This window comes from Frondihabitans australicus (genome assembly GCF_003634555.1).
GTDB lineage: Bacteria > Actinomycetota > Actinomycetes > Actinomycetales > Microbacteriaceae > Frondihabitans > Frondihabitans australicus.
In genome coordinates this window covers 2,948,904-2,970,160 of sequence record NZ_RBKS01000001.1, presented here as the reverse complement: position 1 = coordinate 2,970,160, position 21,257 = coordinate 2,948,904, and the positions used below count along the sequence as shown (strand labels likewise).

The following is a 21,257-nucleotide window of genomic DNA, read 5'->3' as shown; positions in this document are numbered from 1 at the left end:
GCGTCTTACAGCGCCGGAAACGACTCTGCGCGGCCTCCCGCCGACGTCATGCCCGACCTCGACCCTGAGGTCGAGCAGACGTGGGTGAGGCCGCGCGGCCGCGACCGCTACCCCGCGGGCGCCGTGCACGACCTCCCCTCGTCCTCGCCGTTCGCGGCGACACCGATCCAGCCCGCCGTGAGCGGGCTGGCGGCGTCTGTGCCCCCTGCCGCGGAGACGGCCGACTCCACCGACTCGGCCGTGTACGTCGAGCCGCTCGTGCCGCCGCGCGCGGCCAGCTCGGCGGTGTCGCAGCCGACCGCGATGGCCTCGTCCCTGCCGACCGAGCCTCGTCGCGGCCGCCGCGCGAGCCCGATCGTCGACCCGGCGGCCGAGGCCGCCGAGCGCGAGGCCGCCGCCAGCGCGCAGGCTGTCTCCGATGCCGCGCGGGCCGAGCAGGAGCGCGAGGCCCGTCTCGCCGCCGACCGCGCCACGGTGGCCGCACAGGGCGAGGCCCTGCGGCGAGTGGCTCAGCGCCACCGCGAGCAGGAGGCCGTGAGGCCTGCCCCGAGCGTCGAGGGCGCCGAGCAGCAGGTCCTGCCCGAGCGGCGTCTGGTGGCCGGGGGAGTCTTCGACGGCCCCCTCCCCGAGGTCCCCTCCGCCGACGGGCCGATCGACGTCGCCACCCGCGCGATCTCGGTCGTGCGCCAGGCGGTCGTCACGCCTCCACCGATCGACGCCGCCCACCCCGACGCCAAGCGCACGCTGATCATGGGCGTCCTCAACGTCACGCTCGACTCGTTCAGCGACGGCGGCCGCTACGCCCGCTTCGACGACGCCGTCGAGCACGCGCGCCGCATGGCCTCGGACGGCGCCGACCTCATCGACGTCGGCGGCGAGTCCACGCGCCCCGGGGCGCCGCGCGTCGAGGTGCACGAAGAGCAGCGTCGCGTGATCCCGGTGATCCGCGAACTCGTCGCGCTCGGCCTGCGGGTCAGCGTCGACACGATGAACGCCGCCACCGCCTTCGCTGCGGTCGAGGCAGGAGCCGAGGTCGTCAACGACGTCTCCGGAGGCCTCGCCGATCCGAACATGGCGCAGGTCGTGGCCGACACCGACGCCACCTACATCGCCATGCACTGGCGCGGGCACTCGGCCACGATGCAGCAGCACGCCCAGTACTCGAGCGCCGTCGCCGAGGTGAAGGCCGAGCTGTTCCAGCGCGTCGCCGAACTCGTCGTGCAGGGCGTCGACCCCGCGCGCATCGTCATCGACCCGGGCCTCGGCTTCGCCAAGCTGGCTCAGCACAACTGGCAGCTGCTCGGCCATCTGCACGAGCTCGACGAGCTCGGCCTGCCCGTGCTCGTCGCGGCGTCGCGCAAGCGGTTCCTCGGCGGCCTGCTGCCCGAAGACGCCGGCGTGCGCGAGCGCGACCCGGCCACCGCCGTCATCAGCGCCCTCGCGGCCCAGGCCGGTGCCTGGGGCGTGCGCGTCCACGACGTCGCCTCGACCAGGGCCGCCCTCGACGTCTGGGAGGCGTGGCAGAAGGGCTCCTGTGACTGACCGGCTCACCCTGACCGGGCTCCGCGCCCGCGGCCACCACGGATTCTTCGACTACGAGAAGCAGCAGGGCCAGCTCTTCGTCGTCGACGTGACCGTCGAGATCGACGCCATCGAGTCCGCCTCCTCCGACGACCTCGACAAGACCGTGCACTACGGCGTGCTCGCCGAGCAGATCGTGCACGACATCGAGCACGAGCCCGTCGACCTCATCGAGACGCTCGCCGAGCGCATCGCCGCGACCGTGCTCTCGCATCCTGCGGCGCGAAGCACGTCGGTGACCGTGCACAAGCCCGAGGCGCCCATCGCGGTGCCGTTCGGCGACGTGTCGATCACGATCGAGCGCGGGCGGCCGTGAGCGTCTCGGATCCTGCGCCCGGCACCTCCTCCGTCTCGGCCGAGCCGGTGCGCGCCGTCGTCGCCGTGGGCGCCAACCTCGGCGACCGCGACGCCACGCTCAGGGCCGCCGTGACCGAGCTCGCCGCGACGCCGGGTGTCACCGTGCTCGCGGCGTCGGTGCCGGTCGAGTCGATCGCCCTCACCCTCGACGGGCTCGACGAGTCGAAGCCGTCGTACCTCAACGGCGCCGTCCTCGTCTCGACGACCCTCTCGGCGCTCGACCTGCTCGACGCGCTCAACCGCATCGAGGACGATCACGGTCGGGTCCGCGTCGAGCGCTGGGGCGACCGCACCCTCGACCTCGACCTGATCGTGCACGGCGACACGATCGTCGACACGCCTCGCCTCACGCTGCCGCACCCGCGCGCGGCCGAGCGATCGTTCGTCCTCGAGCCGTGGCTGCAGGTCGATCCCGGCGCGGTCCTGCCGGGGCACGGCCCCGTCGCCGTGCTGCTCCAGGGGCTGCAGGATCCGATCGCCCCCGTGGCCGGCGCTCCCCGCCTCGACCAGCCCGCCCTCACCCCGGAGTCCGCCGAGTGAAACGCACCCGCATCTCGACCGTCGTCGCCTTCCTCGTGGTCGCGGGCGTCGCCGGCTTCGCCTTCGACAGCGCGCTCGTGGCGACGATGCACCCGGTCGCCACGCCGGCGATCACGCTGGGCCTCGTGCTGCTCGCCATCGCCGCGATCGTCATCTCCCTCGCCGTGCCGGTCTTCAGGGTCGCGCGCGGCCGCGCGCCGGGGCCGATCGACGCGTACTACGCCACCCGGGTGGTGCTCATCGCCAAGGCGTCGAGCCTCGCCGGCGGAATCCTCGGCGGCTTCACCGCCGGCCTGCTCGTCTACACGCTCACCCGCGGCGTGACCGTTCCGGCGTCGTCGCTGATCACGACGATCGTCGCCGTCGTGGGCGGTGTCGTCCTGCTCGTGGCCGGGCTCGTCGCCGAGTTCATGTGCACCGTGCCCCCGACGGACGACGACGATCGCACGGGCGGCCACCACCAGCGTGTCTGATGCCGTCCGCCGCGCGCTCGGCCCCGGGTCGGTGGCATGGGGCATACTGCGAGACTGAAGGCGGCGCCGGCTCGATCCCGTGAGGGCTCGGCGGCGTCCGACCGCACGGCAACCCCCAGGCCCACAGGAGCACCAGTGACCCCCGACCGGATCGACGTGACCGAGCCCGCATGGACGGGCATCTCGCCGACCTACAAGTGGCCCGAGATGGCGCGGTACGCGCTCTACGGCCTCGTCATCGCCGCGGTGAGCGCCCTCACCTGGCTCTCCGGCGAGTGGTGGGGCTACGCGATCACGGCGGCCGTCGTGGTGGTCACGATCGTCGTCGTCGCGTTCGTCCCCCGACGCGTCCGGGCGACCGGCTACCAGTTGCGCGAGGACGACCTGCTGGTGCGCCGCGGCATCCTCTTCCTGCGCTTCGTGGCCGTGCCGTACGGCCGCATGCAGCTCATCGACGTCAACCGCGGGCCCGTGGTCCGCGCGCTCGGACTCAGCGACCTCAAGTTCGTCACCGCGGCCGCGTCGAGCGCCGTCACGATCCCGGGTGTCCGGGCCGATGAGGCTGAGAGGCTGCGCGACCGCCTCGTCGACCTCGCCGAGTCGCGGCGGGCCGGGCTGTGAGCGGCTGGACCCCGGGCGAGTCCCTCCCGCCCGACTCCGACCGTCGCGGCCGCGCGGGGCGCACCCGCGCGCGCTCGCATCCGGCGCCCGCGACGGGCGAGCAACTGGCCGACGGCGAGTGGCACCATCTCCACCCGGCCACGCCGCTCCTGCGGGGCGGGTTCTTCCTCGTCGTGGTGCTCGGGTACGTGCTCAACAGCGCGCGCGAGCAGCTCCTGAACCTCTTCATCCCGCACTCGGGCGATCACGGGAGCGGCGGCAACGAGGGCGACCCCGTCGCCTACGTCGTCGCGCACCAGCTGGAGTGGATCGCCGCGCTCGGAATCCTCGCCGTCCTCGTGATCCTGGTCGGCGTCTTCTACGTCTCGTGGCGGATGAACACGTTCCGCGTCACCGGCGAGACCGTTGAGACGCGAAGCGGCGTGCTGTTCCGCACCAATCGGCGGGCCCGCCTCGACCGGATCCAGGGCATCAACGTGCAGCGCCCGCTCTTCGCCCGCCTGTTCGGCGCCGCGAAGCTCGAGATCAACCAGGCAGGCCACGACGCCAACGTGCCGCTCGCCTACCTGCGCTCGTCGCAGGCCGACGAAGTCCGCCGCGAGATCCTCCGCCGCGCGAGCGGCGTGCGCGAGACCGAGGCCGGGTCGGGGCAGCCCGCCGCTCCGGGCGGCACGGGGCTGATCGAGCAGCGGCTGCACGAGTTCATGGCGTCCCCGCTCGGCGAAGACACCGAGCGGGAGACCGGCGCAGGAGCAACCTGGTCACCCGGCGCGCCGGGCGCCTCGCCGAACGGCTACGGGGTCCCGACCGAGCAGGAGTCGCCCAGCGTCGTCCGGATGCACCTCGGGCGCCTCATCGGGTCGGCGATCCTGACCCGCTTCACCCTCGTGCTCGTGATCATCATCGCGGTCGTCGTGGTGAGCATCGCCACGACGGGGCAGTACTTCCTGCTCGTCATCTTCTTCCCGACCATCCTCGGATCGTTCAGCTACTACTCGCGCCGGGTCGTGAAGTCGCTGCGCTACTCGATCGCGTCGACCCGCGACGGCATCCGCATCGGCTGGGGCCTGCTCTCGACGAGCAACGAGACGCTGCCGCCCGGCCGCATCCACTCGGTGAAGCTCAGCCAGCCGCTCCTGTGGCGGCCGTTCGGCTGGTGGGAGGTCAAGATCAACCGGGCGTCGCACGCCTCCGGCCGCGGAGCCGACAATCAGGCGAACACGACGATCCTGCCGGTCGGGTCGGCTGACGACGTCGCGAAGGTTCTGGGGCTGATCCTGCCCGAGCTGGTGGGGCTCACCGCCGTCGACCTCGAGGCGCAGAGCGCGCTCGACCGCGGCGAGACCGCCGCCGACCTCGCGGCGAGCCAGCCCCGCCGGGCGGTCGAGGAGGGGCGCCGGACCCTGTCGCTCATCGAGGCCGGGATGACCTCCACCGGGGCGGAGGGCGGTTTCACGACGTCGCCTCGCCGCGGGCAGTGGCTGAGGTGGTTCTCGTGGCACCGCAACGGGTTCCGCACGGCGCCGGGCTCGATCCTGCTGCGCAAGGGCGCGATCCTCCGCGAGCTGATCGTGGTGCCGCTGCCGCGCGTGCAGAGCGTCGGACTCCGCCAGGGGCCGCTGCTGCGCCGCCTGAGGCTGGCCGACGTCGAGCTGCACACGGTGCAGGGCCCGATCACGGCCGACATCGGGGCGCTCGACGAGCGCGACGCCATGGCCTTCTTCCAGTCGGTGGCCGCCGACGCGGTCGTCGCCGCACGGGCCGACCGCACGCACCGGTGGCTCGAGCGGGGTGAGGCCGGCGACGCTCCGCTCTGGCAGCCTCCCGCCGTCGACACGAGGCTCGACCGGTGAGTCCGTCGCAGCCATCCGGCCGACTCGGCGTCGGCATCGTCGGCGCCGGGCACGTCGGCCCCGTGCTGGGCGCCGCGCTGGCCGCGGCCGGCCACGCGCTCGTGGGCATCTCCGCGGTGTCGGAGGCGAGCCGCGACCGGGCCGACGCGATCCTGCCGGGCGTGCCGATCCTGTCGGTGCAAGAGATCGTCGAGCGCTCCGAGCTCGTCGTACTCGCTGTGCCCGACGACCAGCTCGAGGGCCTCGTGCAGGGTCTCGCGACGACGGGGGCGTGGCAGGCGGGCCAGCTCGTCGTGCACACATCGCCCGTGCACGGTCTCGCGATCCTGCAGCCCGCCCGCGCCGCCGGCGCCATCCCCCTGGCCATCCACCCGGCCCTGCAGTTCACCGGATCGACGATCGACCTCGTGCGCCTCCGCGACTCGTACTGCGCCGTGACCGCTCCCGCCCCGGTCCTGCCGATCGGTCAGGCGCTCGTCGTCGAGATGGGCGCCGAGCCGGTGGTCGTCGAGGAGGCCGACCGCGAGCGGTACGCCGAGGCGGTGGAGACCGCGACGACGTTCTCGGCGGCGATCGTGACGCAGTCCGTCGGGATCCTGCGCGAGCTCGGCCTGCCCGAGCCCGGTCGGGTGATCGCGCCGCTGGTGCGCTCGGCGATGGACCGCGCCCTGGCCGTGGCGGACGGCTCCGTCGGCCCCGGTACGATCGAGATGCCGTCGTTCGACGACGACGGCGATCTGCCCTGACCTCTGGAGCCCTCCGTTGACTGACGCGCCCGCCGCTTCCGCGCCCGACCCCGACCTCGAAGACGACGTCTTCGAGCAGAAGGCCGTGCGTCTCGAGAAGCGCACGCGCCTCATCGAGTCGGGGGAGGGCGCGTACCCGGTCGGCGTTCCGATCACCACGACAATCCCGGCTGTCCGCGAGAAGTACGCCGACCTCGAGACCGACACCGCCTCGGGCGACGTCGTCGGCGTCGCCGGCCGCGTCGTGCACTTCCGCATCGGCGGCAAGCTCTGCTTCGCCGCGCTGCAGTCGGGCGACGGCTCGCGGATCCAGGTGATGGTGTCGCTGGCCGAGGTCGGCGAAGAGTCTCTCGCGCGCTGGAAAGCCATGGTCGACCTGGGCGACCACGTGTTCGTCTCGGGCGAGGTCATCTCGTCGCGCCGCGGCGAGCTGAGCGTGCTCGTGAAGGAGTGGCGGATCGCGTCGAAGGCGATCCTGCCCCTGCCGAACCTGCACACCGAGCTCAGCGAGGAGACGAGGGTTCGCAGCCGCTACCTCGATCTCATCGTGCGCGAGCAGGCCCGCACCACCGTGCGCGCCCGGGCCGACGTCATGAAGTCGCTGCGGTCGACCTTCGACTCGCACGACTTCCTCGAGGTCGAGACCCCGATGCTGCAGACGATGCACGGCGGCGCCTCGGCGCGCCCGTTCGTCACGCACTCGAACGCGTTCGACACCGAGCTCTACCTGCGCATCGCACCCGAGCTCTACCTCAAGCGCGCCGCCGTCGGCGGCATCGAGCGCGTCTTCGAGATCAACCGCAACTTCCGCAACGAGGGCGCCGACTCGACGCACTCGCCCGAGTTCGCGATGATCGAGGCGTACCAGGCCTACGGCGACTACCACCAGATCGCCGACCTCACGCAAGAGCTGATCCAGAACGCCGCGATGGCGGTCGCAGGATCGCACGTGGTCACCTGGGCCGACGGCACCGAGTACGACCTCGGTGGCGAGTGGGCGCGCATCTCGATGTACGAGTCGCTCTCCGAGGCGGCCGGCACCCGCATCACGGTCGACACTCCGCTCGGCGAGCTGCAGGCCATGGCCAGCGACCTCGGCATCACCGTCGCGCAGGAGACCCACGGCAAGCTCGTCGAAGAGCTGTGGGAGCACTTCGTCAAGGGCTCGCTCGAGCGCCCCACGTTCGTCATGGACTTCCCGCTCGACACGTCGCCGCTCGTCCGGGCCCACCGGTCGAAGCCGGGCGTCGTCGAGAAGTGGGACCTCTACGTGCGCGGCTTCGAGCTGGCCACCGGCTACTCGGAGCTCGTCGACCCGGTCGTGCAGCGCGAGCGCTTCGTCGAGCAGGCGAAGCTCGCCGCACGCGGCGACGTCGAGGCGATGCGGCTCGACGAGGACTTCCTGAAGGCGCTCGAGCACGGCATGCCGCCCACGGGCGGCATGGGCATGGGCGTCGACCGGCTGCTCATGGCGATCACCGGGCTGGGCATCCGCGAGACGATCCTCTTCCCGCTGGTGAAGTAGCGCGGCTCGCACCGTTCGCTCGTCGTCGAACCTCGCGTTGGGCTCAGGGCGGGGCGAGACGTACCATTGGCGCATGCCTCATAACGCGATCGGCGGCGTCCTCTACGCCATCGGCCCGACGATCCTCGTCGGCCTGCTCTTCTGGTTCGCGATGAGGGCCATCTTCCGCGCCGACAAGTCCGAGCGCGCGGCCTACACCTCCATCGAGGCGGAGGAGCGCGCGAAGGCCGAGGCGGAGGAGCGCGCCGAGCGCCAGGCCGCGACGACGTCGACCGACTGACGGCTTTCGGGCGGTCCGTGGGGGACCACGGCGTCCCCCTTCTGTACCCCGAAATCGCGACCAGTTGCATCCTGCGCACATCTTCTCGACATCGAGAGTTCACTCGCGCCGTCACCCGAATGCTGTAGGGCTCGCGCGCGGACATGAGGAACCGTGCTGATTCTGCTGGATATCCGTACCCCGGTCGGGTGACGAATCGCCTACACCCATTGCTTATCGGATGTCAAAGCCTTGCTCGCTGCGTACCCCGAATGGGAGGATTACCTGTGAGCGCACCCGGAGATTACTTGAGAAGGCCCTGAACGATTTCAGCCGATCGGGAAATCACCGCTTGACTCGTACTGCGACGAAAGAGCTTCACGGGCTCTCGCCTCGCTAGGGAGGATGGAGAAGAAGATGTCGATTGCAACTGATCACCACGTCCGCGAGAACACCACCGGCGCCACGAGCGCCTCACGCGCCGATGCCACCACGAACGACGACGAGGTCGAGGTCGAGGTTCTGGGCCAGGTCAGGGGGGCTTCGACCGACCAGGTCGGCGACTACCTGCGCCACATCGGCCGCATGCCGCTGCTCGACGCTCAGGAGGAGACCGAGATCGCCCGGCGCATCGAGGTCGGCCTGTTCGCCGAAGAGAAGCTGGCCGAGCTCGAGGCAGCCGGGGGGCTGTCCGCGTCCGACCGCAGCGACTACCGCTGGCTGATCCACGACGGCGAGCGGGCGAAAGACCGCATGATCACGGCGAACCTCCGCCTGGTCGTGTCGATCGCCAAGCGCTACACGCAGCGCGGCCTGCCGTTCATGGACGTCATCCAGGAGGGGAACCTGGGCCTCGTCCGCGCCGTCGAGAAGTTCGACTACACGCAGGGCTACAAGTTCTCGACGTACGCCACCTGGTGGATCCGCCAGGCCATCGCGCGCGGTCTCGCCGACAAGGCGCGGGCGATCCGCATCCCCGTGCACACGGTCGAGCGCATCAACCGCATCTCGCGCGCCGAGCGCGACCTCACCGTCGACCTCGGCCGCGCGCCGACGATCGACGAGGTGGCCGCCGAGGTCGCGATGGAGGTCGCCGACCTGGTCGACCTCAAGTCGCGCTCGCACGAGCCCGTCTCGATCCACACCGTCGTCGGCGATGCCGAGGACAGCGAGCTGGGCGACTTCATCGAAGACGAAGAGACGCCCTCCCCGGGCGAAGCCACGGAGAACTCGATGCTCAACCGCGACATCCACTCGCTCGTCGAGGCTCTGCCGGAGGACGAGGCGCGCGTGATCCGCATGCGCTTCGGCCTCGACGACGACCAGCCGATGACCCTCGACGAGATCTCGAAGCGCGTCCACTCGTCGCGTCAGGCCGTCTCGCGGGTCGAGTCGCGTGCGCGCCTCCGCATGTTCGCGAAGGCCGTGTCGCAAGACCTGCAGCTCTACCTGCAGTAGCGGCGGCACTCGTACGAGGGCCCGGGCGCGCACGGCGTGCCCGGGCCCTCGCGCGTCTGCGCCGTCCCGCCCCCGCCGCGCGTTGCCCGCCCGGATCCCCGAGTGGGCGCTAACTGACGCCAGAGCGCGGCTGAGCGTCAGATTGCGCCCACTCGAGTGCGATACCCCTCCTCCACAAGACTCGCGATGCGCCCGGTTGTCCACAGATCGGCGCGATCGGCCGCGGGGCGCCCGAGAACTGCGGGAGTCTCGGAGCATGCACTCCTTGCCCCCGCTCTTGCGCGACGGCGCGTTTCGCGTGGGCGAAGCGCTCGAGCTCGGCCTGCCGGAGCGCCGTCTGAGGCCCGGAGCCTTACCGACGCCGCACCACGGCGTGCGGGCGCCACGTGAGTCCGCTTCGCTCGTCGATCGTTGCCGAGATGTCCTTCCTGTCCTTGGGACGGGCCAGTGTTTCAGTCATGACACGGCCGCCGGCCTCTGGGGTCTGCCGCTACCACAGGGGCACAGGTTCGACCCGCTCCACGTGACCAGCCCCACCGGCGGCCGACCGCGGCGACCGGGCGTCGTGGGGCATCGAGCCGGCACGGTCACCGGCACGTTCGTGGGCGCGCTGCCGGTCGTCGAACCGCTGACGGCCTGGGCGCAGTGCGCGGCGCTGGTGCCGCTCGACGACGTCATCGCCATGGGCGACGCGCTCGCCGGTCGGTGGTCGAAGCACGCGACGGCCCGCGAGCTGCCGATCGAGCGACTGGCGGCGACGGTGCGGGCGTGGGGGAGCAGGCGAGGTGCCCGGCGGCTGCGGGAGGCGATGCGCTGGATCAGGCCCCGCGTGTGGTCACCGAGAGAGACTGCGCTGCGGCTCCTGCTCGTGAGGGCCGGCCTGCCCGAGCCGGAGTGCAACGGCGAGGTGACGACGGCCGAGGGTGACCTTCACGCCGACCTCGTGTGGAGAGACGCGCGCCTCGCCGTCGAGTACGAGGGCGACCACCATCGCACCGACAGGGGCCAGTGGCGACGCGACATCGCACGGGCAGAGCTCTTTGCGGACGCGGGGTGGAGGCGGGTGCGGGCGACGGACGACGATCTCGCGGACCCGTCTCGGATCCTGCGCCGAATCTCTCGACACCTGACGAGCGGAGCGCTACAGTGACGAGGCACGTAGCCACGGCGAAGCCACGAGACGACGAAAGGGGTGGTGACCATGATTGCGACGAGCGTGAAGACCCCGCACACCCCATCCCCCGAGGCCGCCGTCTAGCCACAGCAACGGGCACGCCGCGCAGAAGCGCGAGCACCGGCAGGCCTCCGTCTCTGGAGACTTCCGTTGACCTTTTCCGACGATTTCGTCGTACCCACCTTCTCGTCCGCCGACATCGGCGACGATCAGCGCTGGTCCACCTGGCCGGCCACCACCCCCACCGAGCGCGGCCCGCGCCCGTTCCCGTCCTGGCTCGTCACGAGCGCCGCCGCGATCGACACCGAGCTCGGAATCCTCAAGACCGGCAAGGAGGCCGACGTCTACCTCGTCGATCGCACCGTGCCCGACGACGTCAAGCCGCCCGACGGCACGGGCCGCAGTGTGGTGCTCGCCGCGAAGCGCTATCGCAGCGCCGAGACCACCGACTTCCATCGCAGCGCGCAGTACCGCGAGGGCCGCCGCACCCGCAACACCCGCGACGGCCGAGCCATGGCCCGGGCCAGCATGCACGGCCGCCAGGTGCAGGCCGGCCTGTGGGCGTGGGCCGAGTTCGAGGCCCTGAGCAGGATGCACGAACGCGGCCTCGCCGTGCCCTACCCCGTCCAGATCGCCTACACCGAGATCCTCATGGAGTTCATCGGCGACCCCGAGACCCTCACCGCCGCGCCACGCCTGGCCCAGGCGGAGGAGGACGGCGCCGCCCTCTGGCCTCTCTTCGAGCAGGTCACCGAGATCCTCATCGGCTTCGCGCAGGCCGGGTTCGCGCACGGCGACCTCTCGCCCTACAACCTTCTCGTGCACGAGGGGCGCGTCGTGGTGATCGACCTGCCGCAGCTCGTCGACGTCGTGAGCAACCCGCAGGGCGTCGAGCTCCTCGAGCGCGACTGCCGCAACATCGGCTCGTGGTTCGCGAGGCGCGGCTTCGTCCGCGACGTCGAGCAGATCTTCGCCGAGTGCCTGGGCGAGATCTACGGGGCGCGGTGGAGCTGAGGCAATCGCGCCAGCGATTGCGCGACCCCAGGGCCGAGGGAGCCTGCGACCGAGGGTCGGCTATCAGTCGGCCAGTGTGGCCCCGGGATCTCTCAGCCGGGCAGGTGCGGAGGCCGCGGGAAGCGGCTGCGGATCTCCGGCGGCACCAGCTCGAGCAGCTGGTCCTCGCGGAGCGGGAGGTCCATCAGGCTGAGCTTGAGACGGCCCTTGCGTCCGTGGCGGCCGGCGTCGAGGCGGGCGATGATCCCCGCATCCTGCTTCAGCCTCACCCCGATCGTGGCGCCCTCGCCGACGTCCGAGACGACCCGGCCGTCGATCTCCAGGGCGGCGGCCTGAGTGCCGGCGCCGATCGTGAACGACAGGCGTTCCTTGGGGCCGAGCACGACGGTGCGATCGATGCCGGCCATCGGCGCGACGGGAGTCACGATCGTCGCGGCCACGGCGGGGCTGACGACGGGGCCGCCGGCGGCGTAGTTGTAGGCGGTCGACCCCGACGGTGTCGACACGATGATCGAGTCGGCCTTGAAGAAGCCGTACGGCGTGCCCTCGACAGTGAGATCGGCGGTGACGACGCCCTGCCCCGGGCGTCGCGTGAGCGAGAGGTCGTTGAATGCGAGGAATGTCGTCTCGAATCCCGTCGCCGAGATGACGACCTCGATGGCGTGGTGCGGCTCGAGTGAGAACCCGCCGGTCTTCAGCTCGTCGAGAACGCGCGGGAGCTCGGGCGGCTCGATCTCGACCAGGAACCCGACGTTGCCGTAGTTCACGCCGAGCACCGGCACGGGCCGCTCGGCCACGAGGCGCATCGCGCCGAGCATCGTCCCGTCGCCGCCGAGCGAGACGACGACGTCGACGCGCTCGACGAACTCCGCCGTGTCGACGAGGTCGATGCCGGGGGCCGTCGCGGTCTCGGGCGAGGAGGTGTCGCCTGCTCCTGCGCCCAGCCGGTCGGCATCGCCGTGCAGGGCGATGAGGCGCGAGCCCGTCTTCCGCTGCCACTCGCGGAGCACATCGATCGACGCCGTCACGGTCTTGGTCGGGTGCAGGATCAGGCCGACGGTGTACTTCGCCATGGCCCGAGGCTACTGACGCCCGCCGTAAGACAGCCCGGCGAACGTCACGCCCCCAGCGAACAGGGGCAGACGAACGCCGACCCCGTGGCTAATCTCGAACCCAACGGCGCCACCCCCTGAGGGCGTCGGCCGTCACATGGGCGACGTCCCAGCCCGTCGCCAAGGGAGCTAGAAGATGTTCGAGAGATTCACCGACCGTGCCCGTCGCGTTGTCGTCCTCGCCCAAGAAGAGGCGAAGATGCTCAACCACAACTACATCGGCACCGAGCACATCCTGCTCGGCCTCATCCACGAGGGCGAGGGCGTCGCCGCCAAAGCGCTCGAGTCGCTCGGTATCTCCCTCGACGCGGTCCGCGAGCAGGTCCAGGACATCATCGGCCAGGGCCAGCAGCAGCCGACCGGCCACATCCCCTTCACGCCGCGTGCGAAGAAGGTCCTCGAGCTGTCCCTGCGCGAGGCGCTCCAGCTGGGGCACAACTACATCGGAACCGAGCACATCCTGCTCGGCCTCATTCGCGAAGGCGAAGGTGTGGCCGCCCAGGTCCTCGTCAAGCTCGGCGCAGACCTCAACCGAGTTCGCCAGCAGGTCATCCAGCTGCTCTCGGGTTACCAGGGCAAGGAGGCGGTTGCAGTGGGCGGTGAGACTCAGGCTGGGCCGCAGGGTGGGTCGCAGGTTCTCGACCAGTTCGGTCGCAACCTGACCCAGGCTGCGCGCGACAACAAGCTCGACCCGGTGATCGGGCGCGAGAAGGAGATGGAGCGGGTCATGCAGATCCTCTCCCGCCGCTCGAAGAACAACCCCGTCCTGATCGGCGAGCCCGGCGTCGGCAAGACCGCCGTCGTCGAGGGCCTCGCCCAGGCCATCGTCAAGGGCGACGTGCCCGAGACCCTGAAGGACAAGCAGCTCTACTCGCTCGACCTCGGCTCGCTCATCGCCGGCAGCCGCTACCGCGGTGACTTCGAGGAGCGCCTCAAGAAGGTCACGAAGGAGATCCGCACCCGCGGCGACATCATCGTCTTCATCGACGAGATCCACACCCTCGTGGGTGCGGGTGCCGCCGAGGGCGCCATCGACGCGGCCTCGATCCTGAAGCCGCTCCTCGCCCGCGGCGAGCTGCAGACCATCGGCGCCACCACGCTCGACGAGTACCGCAAGCACTTCGAGAAGGACGCAGCCCTCGAGCGCCGCTTCCAGCCCGTCCAGGTGCACGAGCCCTCGCTGCCGCACGCGATCAACATCCTCAAGGGTCTGCGCGACAAGTACGAGGCGTTCCACAAGGTCTCGATCACCGACGGCGCCATCGTCGCGGCGGCGAACCTGGCCGACCGCTACGTCTCCGACCGCTTCCTGCCCGACAAGGCGATCGACCTGATCGACGAGGCCGGAGCCCGGCTCCGTCTCTCGATCCTCTCGGCCCCGCCCGAGCTGCGCGACTTCGACGAGAAGATCGCGGTCGTCCGCGGCCAGAAGGAAGCCGCGATCGAAGACCAGGACTTCGAGAAGGCCGCCAGCCTCCGCGACGAGGAGAAGAAGCTGCTCGGTGAGCGCCTCCGCCTCGAGAAGCAGTGGCGCTCGGGCGACGTCGGAGCCTCCGGCACCGTCGACGAGGGCGTCATCGCCGAGGTCCTGGCTCAGGCCACGGGCATCCCGGTGTTCAAGCTCACCGAGGAAGAGACCTCGCGTCTCGTCTTCATGGAGAAGGCTCTTCACGAGCGCGTCATCGGGCAGGAGCAGGCGATCGAGGCACTCTCGAAGACCATCCGCCGCACCCGCGCCGGCCTGAAGGACCCCAAGCGCCCCTCGGGCTCGTTCATCTTCGCCGGCCCCACGGGCGTCGGAAAGACCGAGCTCGCCAAAGCGCTCGCGGAGTTCCTGTTCGACGACGAGAACGCGCTGATCAGCCTCGACATGTCGGAGTACGGCGAGAAGCACACCGTCTCCCGCCTCTTCGGCGCCCCTCCCGGGTTCGTCGGCTTCGAAGAGGGCGGCCAGCTCACCGAGAAGGTGCGCCGCAAGCCGTTCTCGGTCGTGCTCTTCGACGAGATCGAGAAGGCCCACCCCGACATCTTCAACTCCCTGCTGCAGGTGCTGGAGGAGGGTCGTCTCACCGACGGCCAGGGTCGCGTGGTCGACTTCAAGAACACCGTGATCATCATGACCACGAACCTCGGCACGAAGGACATCACCGGGGGCCCCGTCGGCTTCCAGATCGAGGGCGACACGGCCACGTCGTACGACCGCATGCGGGCGAAGGTCACCGAAGAGCTCAAGAAGCACTTCAAGCCGGAGTTCCTCAACCGCGTCGACGAGACGATCGTGTTCCCGCAGCTGAACCAGGAGGAGCTGCTGCAGATCGTCGACCTCTTCATCAAGCGCCTCTCCGACCGTCTGCTCGACCGCGACATGACCGCCGAGCTCTCGCTCGCGGCCAAGGAGCAGCTGATCAAGGTCGGCTTCGACCCGTCGCTCGGCGCTCGGCCGCTGCGTCGTGCCGTGCAGCACGAGGTCGAGGACAAGCTGTCGGAGCGCATCCTGCAGGGCGACCTCAACGCCGGCGACCACGTGAAGGTCGACTTCGTCGACGGCGAGTTCACCTTCGAGACCGGGCGTCAGCCGGGCCGCGAAGAGGTGCTCGTGGGCGAGGCCGGCGAGCTCGAGGCGTAGAACCCCCGCCATCGCGTCAGGGCGGTCCTCCTCCGGGAGGGCCGCCCTTCGGCGTTCGTTCGGCGGCCCGCCGCTAGGGTGGAGGCCATGGGTTCGCCAGAGTTCACCGTCCGCAAAGCGCTCGCCTCCGACGTCCCCCACATCCAGCGCCTCATCCGCCCCTACGTCGAACGCCGGATCCTCCTCGGAAAAGACGACGTCGCCCTCTACGCGTCCATCCAGCAGTTCCGCATCGCCGTCGGCCCCGATGGAACCCCGATCGGCTGCGGGGCGCTCAACGTCTTCTGGGACGACATCGCCGAGGTGCGCACCCTCGCGCTCGACGAGGCGTGGATCCGTCACGGGGTCGGCCACCGGCTCCTGGAGGGCCTCGAGGTCGACGCCCGCGCGCTCGGAATCGGCCGCATCTTCTGCCTCACCTTCGAGGTCGACTTCTTCACGAAGCACGGCTACCTCGAGATCGGCGAGTCCGTCGTGTCGCCCGAGGTCTACGCCGAGCTCGTGCGCTCGACCGACGAGGGCGTCGCCGAGTTCCTCGACCTGGCGCGAGTCAAGCCGAACACCCTCGGCAACACCCGCATGCTCAAGGTGCTGCCCGACCTCTCCTGACTCCGGCTCGCGCGTGTGTGCCGCTCGGGGCATGTGATCGGAGCGCGGTTCATGTGCACAGGCTTCGGGTTGCCTGGCGCGCCGCCGCAAAGACCGGTATGACGCGTATCGGCGCTTAACCTGGGCGCATGTCGTCGTTCAAGCACCCGGTGGGCTCGCGGCCGAGCCGCGTGTACTGGCGGCGTCGTGCGACGGCGATCCTCGTGCTCGTGCTGGTGGTGGTCTTCATCGTGATCGCCGTGAGATCGGTCGCAGGATCAGGGGCGACGCCCGTGGCGACGGCTTCTCCGACGGCGACGCCGTCCACGGCACCCACGGTGACGGCTCCCACCTCCGGGGCCACGTCGGCTCCTGCGCCCACGGCCACCGCGACGGCGGGAGCTTCGGGGTCCGGCTCGTCGTCGGACGGCACGTGCACCGCGTCGGACATCACACTCAAGCCGATCGCCGACAAGGAGACCTACTCGTCGCTCGAGCAGCCGAAGATCTCGATGTCGATCACGAACACGTCGTCGTCGAAGTGCACCATCGACCTCGGGTCGGCCGAGCAGGTGCTCACGGTCACCTCGGGCTCCGAGACGTACTGGACCTCGAAGGACTGCCAGGTGAACGGCACTCACCAGAACGTCACGATGACGGCGGGACAGACCCTCACCACCCCCTCGATCACCTGGGACCGCACCCGGTCGAGCACGTCGACCTGCAGCTCGACCCGCAGCTCGGTGCCGGCGGGCGGGGCCAGCTACCACCTGTCCGTCTCAGTCGGCTCCATCACCTCGTCGACGTCGGCGCTCATGATCCTGAACTGACCGCACTCCGTCTGTCCCGCTCCCTCTGGTCCTCTCGCTCTTCCGCTCCTCCCGCTCCTCTTTCGAAACGATGGCTTCCATGGCACCGAACACCGACGCCCCCGAATTCCGCTCGCCTCAGCTCGAGGACGCCCTCGCGGCGCAGGACGTCGCCGCGGTCGCCTTCGCACTGCGGCACGGGACCGTCGTCGTGCCTCGGCTCGTGACCGGGCGCGGCGGTCGTGCCGCTGCCCGCGAGGAGCAGGTGCGTGTGTTCGGGCGAGAGAACACCGACAAGCGGATCCTGCTGCTGTTCTCGTCGGCCGACGCGTACGCCGCCATGGTGCCGAACGAGAAGACGCGGCTCGTGATGCTCTACGACGCCCCGAAGCTGCGCGAGTTCATCGAGGCGCACCTCGACGTGATCGAGCAGGTCTTCTTCGACATCGCGGGCCCGCACACGATGGCGGCGAACCCGGAGGACCTCCTCAAGGCGCTGCGGCCGAACCCGGGGGAGTAGGCCGGCTGTCGGCGCGGTCCCGACCGCGTGTGCGTTCGGGAGGATTCTGCGCGACGCGGGCGTTCGGGAGGAGTCAGAGCGACGGCGTCCTCCCGGGCCGTCGACATTCGGGCGGATGCCCTCCCGCGCGTGCGTTCTATGCTGGTTCTCCTCCCGGCGCCGAGTGACATCCTCCCGAACGGCGAAGCCTTCGCGGGGCCGATTCCTCCTTGGCCCGTGAACTTCTCCCCGAACGGCGAATCCCTCCCCTGCGTGCGCGGCCTCGGTGGAGTGTGGTGACGCGGGGCACGGGTGACGGGCGCAGGAGCGGCGACAGGCACGCGGCGAGACTAGAACGCTGCGTCGAGCTCGCGGTCGCGATCGGACGATGCGGCCCCGAAGGCGAGCCGCAGCGCCTCGCGCAGGTGCCCGGACTCGGCGTCGACGAGCTGCGTGAAGCCGAGCCGCCGGGCTTCGGAGGCGCGCTGCTTCGCCGAGGCCACCGGCCGGATCTCCCCGGCGAGGCTGATCTCGCCGATGGCGGCGAGGGTGTGCGGGTAGCTCTTCTCGCGGCTGGCGCTGGCGAGAGCCAGGGCGATCGCGAGGTCGGCGCCGGGCTCGGTGATCTTGATTCCGCCGACGGTCGACACATAGACGTCGGCGTCGCCGAGCCGGATGCCGGCGCGTCGTTCGAGCACGGCGAGCAGCATGGCGACGCGTGACGAGTCGACGCCGTTGACGACTCGGCGAGGCTGCGGGGTCGACGACCCGACGATGAGCGCTTGGATCTCGACGGGGAGAGCGCGTCGCCCCTCCATCGAGATGGTGATGCAGGTGCCGCTGACCGGCGCACCGCCGCGTGACATGAACAGCCCGGACGGGTCGGGCACCTCGGCGATGCCGTCGCCGGTCATCTCGAAGCAGCCCACCTCGTCGGTCGGCCCGAAGCGGTTCTTCTGCGCGCGCACGAAGCGGAGCGCCGTCTGCCGGTCGCCCTCGAACTGGCAGACGACGTCGACGAGGTGCTCGAGCAGCCGCGGGCCGGCGATCGAGCCGTCTTTCGTCACATGGCCGACGATGAGGATCGGCACGCCGCGGTCCTTCGACACTCGGGTCAGGGTCGATGCGACCTCCCTCACCTGTGACGGCCCGCCGGCGATGCCGTCGCTGAGCGACGACGAGACGGTCTGCACCGAGTCGACGATGACGAGCTGCGGATCGGTCTGCTCGATCTGACCGAGGATCACAGCGAGGTCGACCTCGGCGGCGAGGTAGAGATTGGGGTGCATGGCCCCGGTGCGCTGGGCGCGGAGGCGGACCTGCGACGCGGACTCCTCCGCGGTGACGTAGAGGACACGCGCCCCCTGAGCCGCCGCTCGGGACGCGACCTCCAGCAGGAGGGTCGACTTGCCGACCCCGGGCTCGCCCGACAGCAGGATCGCGGCACCGGGAACGATGCCGCCACCGAGCACCCGGTCGAACTCGGCGATGCCCGACGGCCAGTGTGCGACGCTGTCGGCGGCGATCTCGGTGATCGGTCGCGCGGCCCGGTCGGCGTTCACCGCGATGGGCGCCACGCCACGCTGAGACGCCGTGCTCGCCGCAGCATCGACGACGGAGCCCCACGTCTGGCACTCGCCACAGCGGCCGACCCACTTGATCGACGTCCACCCGCACTCGGTGCAGCGGAACGTGGAGGTCACTCGAGCCATGTCGACACTCTAGGCGCGGCCACCGACAGCGCGGGGCGCCGTCCCGCGGGCGGAGTCGACAGAGCGGGTCGCAGGATCGGCGACAGCCGTCGAGGGTGAGGTCGCGATGCCCATGAGGATGATCGCCGCCCGCGCCACTGCCTCTTGATCGGACTCGGGCAGCGTCGCGAGCTGAGCGTCGAGCCAGGAGTTTCGCTGCTCGCGAGCGGCGCGCGCCACCTCGTCGCCCGCCGCCGTGGTCGAGAAGCGGACCTTTCGCCCGTCGTCGGGATGCGGGCTCCGCACCGCGTAGCCCGCCTCGGTGAGTCGGTTGACCGACTGGCTCATCGACGCCGGCGAGACGCGCTCGTAGCGGCTGAGCTCGGTGAGCGTCTGCGCGCCGTTCTTGTAGAGCCGGTTGAGCACCTCGAGAGCGCGATCGCCGAGCTCGCCCTCGGGGCGCTCGCTGCGGAAGCGCCGATAGAGCAGCGCCGTCGCCGTCCGCACCTGGGCACCCAGCTGCGGCACCGTCGCCGGGCCGTCGTTTGCATCAGCGTTCATAGGTCTTTAGTATACCTAAAGACACTCTTGAAGGAGCACGATGCCCGCCAATCCCCTCGGTCTTCTCCTGCGCAACCGCCGCGCCGGCCGCGACACCCTCGTCTGGGCTCGCGACGACCTCCAGGCCCCCGAGTCGTTCGAGCTCACCAGCCCCGCGTTCGCGTCTGGCGCCACGATGCCCGACCGCTACCGGGGTCGGCTCCGCGGCGAGAACGTCTCCCCACCCCTCGAGTGGACGACACCGCCCCGTGGCACGGCCGAGCTGGTGCTCATCGCTCAAGATCCAGACGTCCCCTTCGGCAAGGCCGCCCTGCACGTCCTCGTCGCCGGCATCGACCCGGCGTCGGGCGCGCTCGCCGAGAACGCGCTGGCATTCCCGAGCCCCGTCGCGGGCCTGCGCCAGGGCAAGGGCGTCATGGGGCGGCGCGGGTGGGCCGGCCCGATGCCTGTGCGGTCACACGGTCCGCATGCGTACGTGTTCCAGATGTTCGCCGCCGACCAGAGGCTCGAGCTGCCCTCGGCCTTCGGCCTCGACGACCTGCTGGGCGCCCTGCGGGGCCACGTGCTGGGGCGTGCCACCACGGAAGGGCTGTACGAGATCGCGTGAGCAGGAGCCGAGGCTGCCAGCCGTGGCGCGACCGCGCGAGGTGCGCCGCTGTGGTCAGCCGGCGGGTTGCTCGGCCGGCGGGGGCTGGGTGGACGAGGCGAGGGCTGCATCCTGCGCCCTGTCGGCCACGGTGGCGGCGACGGAGGTGACGCGGCGGGTGGCGGTGACGTCGCTGGCGGCTCGCTCGGCCGCGATGCGGGCCAGGCGCGCGTCGATCGCCGGGTAGAAGGCTGCGGCCCAGACGCGATAGCCGTCGTCGTTCGGGTGGAAGAGGTCGCCTGCCGAGTGGCGGAGGGTTCCGAGGTAGCCCTGGCGTCGCGTGGTCGCGTAGAGCGGAGCGACGACGAGTCCGTAGTCGCCGGCGACACGGCGGACAATCTCGTTGGCGACCGCGACCTTCTTCTCGTGCTCGGGCAGCACCATGAATGGCAGGTCGGCGACGATGGCGTGCGACGGCAGGGCCTTGTAGATCGCGCGGAGGTTGCGCTCGAAGCGCTTCGGCTCGAACCCGGCGATGTCGTTCGCCCCGATCGCGACCGTGACGACGTCGGCCGGGTAGTCGGCCAGCCGCGGGACCTGGTCGATCTTGCAGAGGTGGGTCGTGGCTCCTGAGACGCTGAGGTTCTTCACGGCGAGGGTGCCGTGCGTCGTGCGGCGGATGTGCCCGGCGATGCGGCCCACGTAGCTGCGCCACGGCTTGCTCGCGCCGATGCCCTGTGCGGCGGAGTCGCCGAGGGCGACGTACTGCAGGGCTCCGTCGCGGCTGAAGCGGTCGCGCCACCACTTCGAGTGCACCGGCAGGAGGCTGTTGAGCATGTCGGCGGCGGCGTCTCGACGGGCCATGAAGCGGCGGTAGTACGTGTAGCCGCCGGCGGCCGCAGCGGCCGTGGCGGCGGCCACGGCGATGGCTGTGCGGGCGCTGCTCATGAGCGCGACACTACGCCCGGGTGGTCGGTCGGACGTGTGCGTTCGCTCGGACTCCGGGCACCGCGCCCGGCGGGCCGGCGCACCGGTTGCGGCCCTGGAACGGGGTGGTTCGAACCATCCGGCGAGATGTACTAAACTCTCTCCCGGTACCGTGTCCGAGCGGCCGAAGGATCATGTCTCGAAAACATGTGTGGGGGCAACTCCACCGTGGGTTCAAATCCCACCGGTACCGCGCG

General features: G+C 70.7%; 21 protein-coding genes and 1 tRNA gene. 18 read left to right on the top strand and 4 right to left on the bottom strand.

The features are described 5' to 3' along the window. Positions 1-48 precede the first annotated feature (48 nt). The 12 genes from folP to C8E83_RS13995 all read left to right on the top strand — a co-directional run bounded on the left by folP (position 49) and on the right by C8E83_RS13995 (position 11,601). Positions 49-1,542 carry a dihydropteroate synthase gene (gene folP, locus C8E83_RS20080; protein ID WP_342768931.1) on the top strand — a complete coding sequence of 498 codons (1,494 nt, stop codon included), beginning with the start codon at positions 49-51 and terminating at the stop codon, positions 1,540-1,542. Next, positions 1,535-1,897, top strand: coding sequence for a dihydroneopterin aldolase (gene folB / locus C8E83_RS14045; protein WP_121370471.1), 363 nt, complete (start codon positions 1,535-1,537; stop codon positions 1,895-1,897). The genes folP and folB overlap by 8 nt, the downstream gene beginning before the upstream one ends. Continuing rightward, a complete protein-coding gene (folK, locus tag C8E83_RS14040; protein ID WP_121370470.1) occupies positions 1,894-2,478 on the top strand; it encodes a 2-amino-4-hydroxy-6-hydroxymethyldihydropteridine diphosphokinase in 585 nt (194 codons plus the stop codon). The genes folB and folK overlap by 4 nt, the downstream gene beginning before the upstream one ends. Continuing rightward, positions 2,475-2,951: a DUF3180 domain-containing protein gene (locus C8E83_RS14035; protein WP_170159946.1), complete on the top strand. Its 477-nt coding sequence runs from the start codon at positions 2,475-2,477 to the stop codon at positions 2,949-2,951. The genes folK and C8E83_RS14035 overlap by 4 nt, the downstream gene beginning before the upstream one ends. Before the next feature lie 135 nt (positions 2,952-3,086). After that, the gene (locus C8E83_RS14030; protein WP_245981678.1) at positions 3,087-3,572 is read left to right on the top strand and encodes a PH domain-containing protein; all 486 of its coding nucleotides are present in this window, start codon (positions 3,087-3,089) and stop codon (positions 3,570-3,572) included. Further along, positions 3,569-5,425, top strand: coding sequence for a PH domain-containing protein (locus C8E83_RS14025; RefSeq protein ID WP_121370468.1), 1,857 nt, complete (start codon positions 3,569-3,571; stop codon positions 5,423-5,425). Before C8E83_RS14030 ends, C8E83_RS14025 begins: the two co-directional genes overlap by 4 nt. Next, a complete protein-coding gene (locus tag C8E83_RS14020; protein ID WP_121370467.1) occupies positions 5,422-6,171 on the top strand; it encodes a Rossmann-like and DUF2520 domain-containing protein in 750 nt (249 codons plus the stop codon). The genes C8E83_RS14025 and C8E83_RS14020 overlap by 4 nt, the downstream gene beginning before the upstream one ends. Positions 6,172-6,187: 16 nt before the next feature. Next, entirely contained in the window at positions 6,188-7,696 is a 1,509-nt protein-coding gene (lysS, locus tag C8E83_RS14015; protein ID WP_121370466.1) for a lysine--tRNA ligase, read from the top strand. 73 nt (positions 7,697-7,769) lie between these two features. Continuing rightward, positions 7,770-7,976, top strand: coding sequence for a hypothetical protein (locus C8E83_RS14010; RefSeq protein ID WP_121370465.1), 207 nt, complete (start codon positions 7,770-7,772; stop codon positions 7,974-7,976). A 396-nt stretch (positions 7,977-8,372) separates the two neighbouring features. Further along, positions 8,373-9,413, top strand: a complete 1,041-nt coding sequence (locus C8E83_RS14005; protein ID WP_245981676.1) for a sigma-70 family RNA polymerase sigma factor — start codon at positions 8,373-8,375, stop codon at positions 9,411-9,413. Between the two features lie 523 nt (positions 9,414-9,936). After that, positions 9,937-10,563, top strand: coding sequence for a hypothetical protein (locus C8E83_RS14000; RefSeq protein WP_147430186.1), 627 nt, complete (start codon positions 9,937-9,939; stop codon positions 10,561-10,563). Positions 10,564-10,737: 174 nt separating this feature from the next. Further along, a complete protein-coding gene (locus tag C8E83_RS13995; protein ID WP_121370462.1) occupies positions 10,738-11,601 on the top strand; it encodes a serine protein kinase RIO in 864 nt (287 codons plus the stop codon). A gap of 92 nt (positions 11,602-11,693) precedes the next feature. On the opposite strand, the gene C8E83_RS13990 is transcribed toward C8E83_RS13995, so the two are convergent. Beyond that, the gene (locus C8E83_RS13990; protein WP_121370461.1) at positions 11,694-12,674 is read right to left on the bottom strand and encodes an NAD(+)/NADH kinase; all 981 of its coding nucleotides are present in this window, start codon (positions 12,672-12,674) and stop codon (positions 11,694-11,696) included. Positions 12,675-12,849: 175 nt separating this feature from the next. On the opposite strand from C8E83_RS13990, the gene C8E83_RS13985 reads away from it, so the two are divergent. The 4 genes from C8E83_RS13985 to C8E83_RS13970 all read left to right on the top strand — a co-directional run bounded on the left by C8E83_RS13985 (position 12,850) and on the right by C8E83_RS13970 (position 17,256). Then, entirely contained in the window at positions 12,850-15,339 is a 2,490-nt protein-coding gene (locus tag C8E83_RS13985; RefSeq protein WP_121370460.1) for an ATP-dependent Clp protease ATP-binding subunit, read from the top strand. Positions 15,340-15,426: 87 nt separating this feature from the next. Next, the gene (locus tag C8E83_RS13980) at positions 15,427-15,948 is read left to right on the top strand and encodes an amino-acid N-acetyltransferase (protein ID WP_121370459.1); all 522 of its coding nucleotides are present in this window, start codon (positions 15,427-15,429) and stop codon (positions 15,946-15,948) included. A gap of 128 nt (positions 15,949-16,076) precedes the next feature. Continuing rightward, entirely contained in the window at positions 16,077-16,757 is a 681-nt protein-coding gene (locus C8E83_RS13975; RefSeq protein ID WP_121370458.1) for a hypothetical protein, read from the top strand. A 79-nt stretch (positions 16,758-16,836) separates the two neighbouring features. Then, positions 16,837-17,256, top strand: coding sequence for an SseB family protein (locus tag C8E83_RS13970; RefSeq protein WP_245981675.1), 420 nt, complete (start codon positions 16,837-16,839; stop codon positions 17,254-17,256). A 329-nt stretch (positions 17,257-17,585) separates the two neighbouring features. Here C8E83_RS13970 and radA read toward each other — a convergent pair whose 3' ends face one another. Continuing rightward, positions 17,586-18,947, bottom strand: a complete 1,362-nt coding sequence (gene radA / locus C8E83_RS13965; protein WP_121370456.1) for a DNA repair protein RadA — start codon at positions 18,945-18,947, stop codon at positions 17,586-17,588. A gap of 9 nt (positions 18,948-18,956) precedes the next feature. Next, a complete protein-coding gene (locus tag C8E83_RS13960; protein ID WP_121370455.1) occupies positions 18,957-19,487 on the bottom strand; it encodes a MarR family winged helix-turn-helix transcriptional regulator in 531 nt (176 codons plus the stop codon). Positions 19,488-19,527: 40 nt separating this feature from the next. Here C8E83_RS13960 and C8E83_RS13955 point away from each other — a divergent pair, with 40 nt between their 5' ends. Then, entirely contained in the window at positions 19,528-20,094 is a 567-nt protein-coding gene (locus C8E83_RS13955; RefSeq protein ID WP_121370454.1) for a YbhB/YbcL family Raf kinase inhibitor-like protein, read from the top strand. Positions 20,095-20,148: 54 nt separating this feature from the next. On the opposite strand, the gene C8E83_RS13950 is transcribed toward C8E83_RS13955, so the two are convergent. Further along, positions 20,149-21,021 (bottom strand): SGNH/GDSL hydrolase family protein, encoded by an 873-nt coding sequence (locus tag C8E83_RS13950; protein ID WP_121370453.1) that lies wholly within the window; start codon positions 21,019-21,021, stop codon positions 20,149-20,151. A gap of 145 nt (positions 21,022-21,166) precedes the next feature. Here C8E83_RS13950 and C8E83_RS13945 point away from each other — a divergent pair. Then, a tRNA-Ser gene (locus C8E83_RS13945) sits at positions 21,167-21,253 on the top strand. Positions 21,254-21,257: the final 4 nt, after the last annotated feature.